General features: G+C 64.4%; 6 protein-coding genes and 1 pseudogene. 2 read left to right on the forward strand and 5 right to left on the reverse strand.

Annotated elements, in window-relative coordinates; genetic code table 11:
* A partial coding sequence (locus tag VFJ08_RS05580) for an arginase family protein (RefSeq protein ID WP_324996017.1) occupies positions 1-461 on the reverse strand: 461 nt, incomplete at its 3' end.
* A 164-nt stretch (positions 462-625) separates the two neighbouring features.
* Between VFJ08_RS05580 and VFJ08_RS05585 the strand changes: the two genes are divergently transcribed.
* Positions 626-2,023 carry a sigma-54 interaction domain-containing protein gene (locus VFJ08_RS05585; RefSeq protein ID WP_324996019.1) on the forward strand — a complete coding sequence of 466 codons (1,398 nt, stop codon included), beginning with the start codon at positions 626-628 and terminating at the stop codon, positions 2,021-2,023.
* Positions 2,024-2,101: 78 nt separating this feature from the next.
* Here the strand turns inward: VFJ08_RS05585 and VFJ08_RS05590 are convergent, their stop codons facing one another.
* Positions 2,102-3,832: a methyl-accepting chemotaxis protein gene (locus VFJ08_RS05590; RefSeq protein WP_324996022.1), complete on the reverse strand. Its 1,731-nt coding sequence runs from the start codon at positions 3,830-3,832 to the stop codon at positions 2,102-2,104.
* A 206-nt stretch (positions 3,833-4,038) separates the two neighbouring features.
* Between VFJ08_RS05590 and VFJ08_RS05595 the strand changes: the two genes are divergently transcribed.
* Positions 4,039-4,272, forward strand: a complete 234-nt coding sequence (locus VFJ08_RS05595; protein WP_324996024.1) for a hypothetical protein — start codon at positions 4,039-4,041, stop codon at positions 4,270-4,272.
* 204 nt (positions 4,273-4,476) lie between these two features.
* Here the strand turns inward: VFJ08_RS05595 and VFJ08_RS05600 are convergent, their stop codons facing one another.
* The 3 genes and pseudogenes from VFJ08_RS05600 to VFJ08_RS05610 form a co-directional block, all read right to left on the reverse strand.
* Entirely contained in the window at positions 4,477-4,683 is a 207-nt protein-coding gene (locus VFJ08_RS05600; RefSeq protein WP_324996026.1) for a hypothetical protein, read from the reverse strand.
* A 94-nt stretch (positions 4,684-4,777) separates the two neighbouring features.
* The gene (mgrA, locus tag VFJ08_RS05605; RefSeq protein WP_324996028.1) at positions 4,778-5,806 is read right to left on the reverse strand and encodes an L-glyceraldehyde 3-phosphate reductase; all 1,029 of its coding nucleotides are present in this window, start codon (positions 5,804-5,806) and stop codon (positions 4,778-4,780) included.
* Positions 5,807-6,158: 352 nt separating this feature from the next.
* A pseudogene (locus VFJ08_RS05610) lies at positions 6,159-6,290 on the reverse strand (IS256 family transposase); the annotation flags it as partial.
* Positions 6,291-6,625 lie beyond the last annotated feature (335 nt).

Here is a 6,625-nt window from a genome sequence, read left to right on the forward strand (position 1 = left end):
TCGGCGTGCGCATCGACGTGAATCAGCCCGACCGGCCCGTGGTGGGCGGCCGCGGCGCGCAGAATCGGCAGCGTGAGCGTGTGGTCGCCGCCGAGCGTCAGCGGCCGGCAGCCGGTGGCGATCACGTCGGCATGAAAGGCCTCGATGATGTCCACACTCTTTTTCAGATCGAAGGTATTGATCGGCACGTCGCCGATGTCGGCCACCTGCATCGAATCGAACGGCGCCGCTCCGGTAGCCATGTTGTATGGACGCAGCATGCGCGATTCGTCGCGGATCTGGCGCGGACCGAGCCGCGCCCCCGGGCGGTTCGAGGTGCCGATATCCATCGGAATGCCGACGAACGCCGCATCCAGCCCAACCGCGGTTTCCTGGCTCGGCAAGCGCATCATCGTCGCCGGCCCGCCGAACCGGGGCATCGTATTGCCGCCAAGCGGCTGATTGAGTTCGCTGTTCGCCATGATTATCGCCTCGATTGCACTGCCTGCACCGGAGCAAGAATCGAACCAGAACATAAATCCTTGATTTCACGCGTCACGCGCAAACCGCCAATTCATCGGCGGATCATTGACCGCGAACGGCAATTCGAAATAGATTCAATCGATTCATTTATGAATCGATTACCATGACTGCGACCGATAACCTGCAGGCGCTGGAACTCGATGCCGTGCTCGCCCACTCGCACGATCATGTCGTGATCGCCGACGAGCACGGCCGCATCGTCAAGGCCAGCGAAAGCTGCGCGGGCGTCTATGGGCTACCGCTGCACGAATTCGTCAACGCCTCCACCTATGATCTGGAGCGCGACGGCGTGCTATCGCCGTCGATCACAGTGCGCGTGCTCGAGCAGCGCCGCGCCTGTCATCTGATGCAGGCGACCCGGACCGGCCGGGCCGTGATGGCCAGCGCCTATCCGGTGTGGGACCGCAACCGGCTGGTTCGCGTGGTGAGCCTGTCCAAGGATATGACCGATATCCGCACCCTACAGCGCGAGTACGAACTGCTGCATCGCCAGCTCGCCGCCCGCGAGGCCTCGCCACCGCCCGTCGACGAAGCCGTCGATATCCCGACCTGCAGCCCGCGCATGCGGGAGATCATCTCGCTGCTCGAGCGCGTCGCCCCGACCGACGCGAGCGTCGTACTGCTCGGCGAAACCGGCGTCGGCAAGACCCGAATCGCCGGCCTGTTGCACCGCCGCAGCCGGCGCGCGGCCGGCCCGTTCGTGGAAGCCAACTGCGGCGCGATTCCGGAAACCCTGTTCGAGTCCGAGATGTTCGGCTATGTCGCGGGCGCCTTCAGCGGCGCCGCGCGCAACGGCAAGCCGGGGCTGGCGGAGCGCGCCCACGGCGGCACGCTGTTTCTGGACGAGGTCGCCGAGCTCTCGCCAACGATGCAGACCAAACTCCTGCGGATCCTTCAGGATCGGCGCATCACCCGACTGGGCAGCACCGAACCCCGGGTGGCCGATTTCCGCTTGATCGCCGCCACCAACCGCGATCTCGAAGCGCGGGTGGCCGACGGGCAGTTCCGTCTCGACCTGTATCACCGCATCAACGTCGTTCCGGTCACGATTCCCGCGCTGCGCGAGCGGGCCGAGGATATTCCGCTGCTCATCCAGCGCATGCTGAAAGCGCTCGACGCCCGCTACGATCAGGACAAATCGCTCGCGCCCGATGCGTGGTCGAGCCTACTCGGCCGGCGCTGGGAGGGTAATCTTCGAGAACTCGAAAACTGCCTGGAACGCCTCTACGTTCTGACCGACGGCGCCACGATCCGCGCCGATCCGGCCGTCGACGGGGCGCAATCGGCTGTCCGCGGCGGGCACGCGGCCGTCGACGGCCACGCGCCGCTACCCCGGCTGCGCGATGCCGTGGAGGCGGCCGAACGCGAATGCCTGACCGCCGCCTGGCGGCGCTGCACGAGTACCTATCAGATCGCGCGCGAACTCGGCTCCAGCCAACCGACGATCTTCCGCAAGCTCAGGAAGTACGGTCTGGCGTCAGAGGATGTTTACAAAATTTAGCGAATGCGACTGGCTCGGCATGCCCTGCGCGTGGCGAGCACAGCGTGTGGGCCGTTGCCGTTTTCATACGACGACGCATCAAAACGTCGCCCATTCGTCGGCGTCGTTGACCGCCTCGGCCGGGCCCACTTTGGCTTCGGGCCGATCGACCCGTGGTTGAGTCGCCGGGCGGCTCTCGGCGGCCGCCGCGTGCCGGTCCGGCGCGGCATGGATCGTTGCGGCCACGGCGTCCGGCGCCTCGTCTTCTTGCGGCGCCCCATCGTCGGCGCCCAGTTGGAAGAACGCCATCTTGGCGATCAGCGCCCGCGCGCGGATTTCCAGGTCGTGGCTGGCGGCCGAGGATTGCTCGACCAATGCCGCGTTCTCCTGGGTACCAGAATCCATGTCAACGATCGCGCGATTGACCTGTTCGATGCCGCCGGCCTGTTCGCGGCTGGCCGAGGCGATCTCGGCGATCAGCGCGCTCACTTTGTGGATGCTGTCGTTGATCGTTTCCAGCGCCTGTCCGCACCGCGTAACCTGCTTCGAGCCGTCGGCGACCTTGGCCGCGCTATCGGTGACCAGGGTCTTGATTTCGTTAACCGCGTCGGCGCTGCGGTTAGCCAGATTGCGCACTTCGCCGGCCACGACCGCGAAACCGCGGCCCTGCTCGCCGGCACGGGCGGCCTCGACCGACGCGTTGAGCGCGAGCAGGTTGGTTTGGAACGCGATGTCCTCGATCAGCCCGACGATATCGGTGATGCGGCGGCTGGAATCGTCGATTTCGCTCATCGCGGCCACCGCGCCGCGGGCGACGCTACTGCCGTCGTCGGCCCGGGTCTGCACCTCATGCGCTAGCGTTTCGGCCTCTACGGCGTTGTCGGCGTTGCGTTTCACGGTCGCCGTCATTTGCTCCATGGATGCGGCGGTCTCTTCCAGGCTCGCGGCCTGGCGCTGCGTGCGTGCATTGAGTTCTTCGTTGCCACTGGCGATCTGCGAGGCGCTGCCCTCGACCGATTCCGAACTGCTCCGCACATCGGCCACGGTATCCACCAAGCGCTGCTGCATACGCCCGAGCGCGCTCAGCATCGCGCCGAATTCGTCGCGCCGGGCATGGGCGACATCGTTATCCAGATAGCCGTCGCCAATCGATTCGGCCAGACGCCGGGCCTGGGCCAGCGGGCGCGTGATCAGACGCACCAATACCACCGCGATAACGAGCCCCGCGAGCAGCGCGCCGCCGCAGGTGACCGCGATCAGCAGCGTTAGCTGGTGCGCGGTCTTTTCGCTCTTGGCATGCACCTGCCGCGCGACCTCCATTTCGCTGTCGCGCAGATCGTAGAGCGTGCGGGCCGCCGCGGTCAGCGGCAGCGAAAGCTTAGCGCTGAAGAAGAGGTTGGCCAGATACGCTTCGTTCTGGCCAAGGATTTTCACGAACTTGTCGAGCTTCGGCGAGAGCTTGTCCAGTGTTTGTTGCAGCTTGTCCGCCTGGACGCGCTCGGCGGGCGACGACACCCGCTCCGGATAATAATCGTGCCAGTGCGACTGAAGAGACTGACGCGCACTCTTGAGTTCGTCCGCCAACGCCGCCATGTCGCCCGGCTTGGCGGCGTGCAGGCGCCCGCGGACGTTCTGCAGCATGGTGGCATAAGTCCGGCTGGTCGCGGCCAGCGCGCTTACCCCGCGCAGGTTGGTGTTGTACAGCGCATCGTTATGGGCGTTGAGCTGGTCCACCGCGTACAACGACAGCGCGCACAGCACCGCCCACGCGACAATGGTCGACCCGAACGCCAGCGTGATCTTGGCCTTGACACTCGACAGGAATCGCACGGTTCTCCCCTCCTTGGGCGGCGCAAGCGTCGCCGTTTCGCCGGCGATCGCCCGTCACTCGGGTTAACGGCGGGTCGGCTCTTTTCTTGAGCGTGCTGACACGCCGATTGCCATCATCAACCGCGAGAAATCGCCCGACGGAGGCGCTCGCACTCTACCCAACGGTTAGGCTGCTATATTGAGTAGCAATTCAGGAGGCAACGGCGATGGCGGACGATAATTTGGTGCTGGAACAGCTCCGTATCATGCGCAACGAAATCAGAGAATTTAGGACAGATACCGGTGATCGGTTTGATCGTCTTGAAACCCGCATGAGTAGCATGAAGCACATGTTGGGTCATATGTATGCCGCCACTGCGGACGACCGCGCCGCCGTGCAGCAGCTGGCCCGGCGTGTTGAGCGCATCGAGCGTCGCTTGGAGCTGCGCGATGACGCCTAACCTCGGCTATATCGCCAGATGAAGGTGCCGGTTGTCTTGCGTCACCGATGCGCGATGCGTCTTGCCTTGAGTCGCGGTCACGGTCACGGCGGCCGTCCGCTTGGAACCGAAAAGCGTTTGGCGATAAATAGAGTTTGGCGCGACGGCCGCTGACGACGGCCGGCCGGCTCCCGACGGGGAGCGATCGAGCCGGCCCGGGCGCGATCAGGCTTGGCGCATCGTGGCCACTTCGCGCCCGATCTTGACCGCCTCTTCGCGGCTCGTCGCTTTGCGCTCCGGGTGCTTTGGCGACGTGCCGTTGTCGAAGCGCACTTCGACTTCCCAGCCGCTATGGCCTTCGCGGCCCATGACTTCGTAACCACGCTCGGCGTCGCGCTCGAGCGATTGCCAGTCGGTCAGATTTTGCTTCATGACATCTGCGATCGTTGCGGAATATCCCGTGGAGGCTAGCAAACGACGGCGCGGCATCCGATCAGTAAAGACACGGTCGCATACCAGCCGGTCGTCAGGCGTTGCTCGACGCCGCCCAGAGATTGATGTCCTCGTCGGTGGCGTAGGTATCGATCTCGTCCAGCTCGGCCTCGGTGAACGAGAGGTTGCCCGCGGCCCGGGCGCAATCGGCGACCTGCTCGGGTCGCGAAGCGCCGATCAGGGCCGAGGTGATCCGCTCGTCCCGCAGCACCCAGGCGATGGCCATCTGCGCCAGCGTCTGCCCGCGCCGCCCGGCGATCTCGTTGAGCTTGTTGAGATGGGACACCGCGCGCTCGGACAGCATGTCCGGGTCGAGCGATTTACCTTGCGTGGCGCGCGAGCCTTCGGGAATACCGCCGAGATACTTCGAAGTGAGCATGCCTTGGGCCAGCGGCGTAAACGCGATCGCCCCCATGCCGACCTCGGCCAGCGTATCGGTGAGCCCGTCGCGCTCGATCCAGCGGTTGAGCATGTTATAGCTGGGCTGGTGGATCAGGCACGGCGTGCCCATCTCGGCGAGCAACGCGGCCGCCTCGCGCGTGCGCTGGGCGTTGTAGGACGAAATACCCACGTACAACGCCTTGCCCTGCTTCACCAGCGAATCGAGCGCACCCATGGTTTCTTCCAACGGCGTCTCGGGATCGACCCGGTGCGAGTAGAAGATGTCGACATAGTCGACGCCGAGGCGCGCGAGCGATTGATCGCAGGACGCGATCAGATATTTCCGGCTGCCCCAGTTGCCGTAAGGGCCGGGCCACATGTCGTAGCCGGCCTTGGACGAGATCACGAGTTGATCACGGTAGCCCGCGAAGTCCGTTTTCAGAATCCGGCCGAAGGCCGTCTCGGCCGAGCCCGGCGGCGGGCCGTAATTATTGGCCAAATCGAAATGGGTGATGCCGTGATCGAAGGCCGTGCGGCAGATCGCGCGCTTGGTCTCATGCGGCGTATCCTCGCCGAAGTTGTGCCACAGTCCGAGCGAGACCACGGGCAGCTTCAACCCGGACCGCCCGCAGCGGCGGTAGACCATCGACTCGTAGCGGCTCTCCGGCGGGGTATACGACATCGCCTGTTCTCCTTTTTGCGAGCCACGCGGCCTGTGCTGGTGCTGGTCGACCGAATATTCGCCAGCCGCTCACGATTGCGGCGGAACCGGGCCCACGTCGCATGGCATGCCTAAACGCCAGACTCTACCACCGACGCTCCGGCGCCGGCCACGCAAATCCGGTCGCGTGCACGATCGCCGAGCGCCGTCGGCCCGAACTCAACGGCGCCTCGATTATTTACGCGTCGATTCGGTCACCAGGGGGATCTCGAAGTGATGGGGCCGCGCGCTGGCCGGAGTGAGAATTAAGTATACTGTCCCCCGAATTCTGAATTCTCCTCCCCCGAATTCTCCCGAATTCCACGGTATCGTTCAGAAAGGTTTGTAGCTCGGCTTCCACTGCTTGTCTCAGCAAGTCGCGTGCGCCGCGGCGCAAGAGATCGGTAAGCGGGTCGTCGATGCCGGTTGCTGGTCTTGTTTCGGGCTCATGCGTATCGTAGCCCATGGCGTATCCTTCATGGCTGGGTGGTTGGCGGGACTTCCATTCCAGCCGGATACGCCGCCTGTTTCAAACTCGCCTATACACCACGATTGAGCATAGCTCAAACATGGGAGGACGCGGAGCGAGAGTTAAGTATACTGTCCCCGGAACTGGGAGGAACTGTCCGGAACTGTCCGGAACTGTCCGGAACTGGGAGGAACTGTCCGGAACTGTCCGGAACTGTCCGGAACTGTCCGGAACTGTCCGGAACTGTCCGGAACTGTCCGGAACTGTCCGGAACTGTCCGGAACTGTCCGGAACTGTCCGGAACTGTCCGGAACTGTCCGGAACTGTCCGGA

This window comes from Salinisphaera sp., assembly GCF_035690525.1.
GTDB lineage: Bacteria > Pseudomonadota > Gammaproteobacteria > Nevskiales > Salinisphaeraceae > Salinisphaera.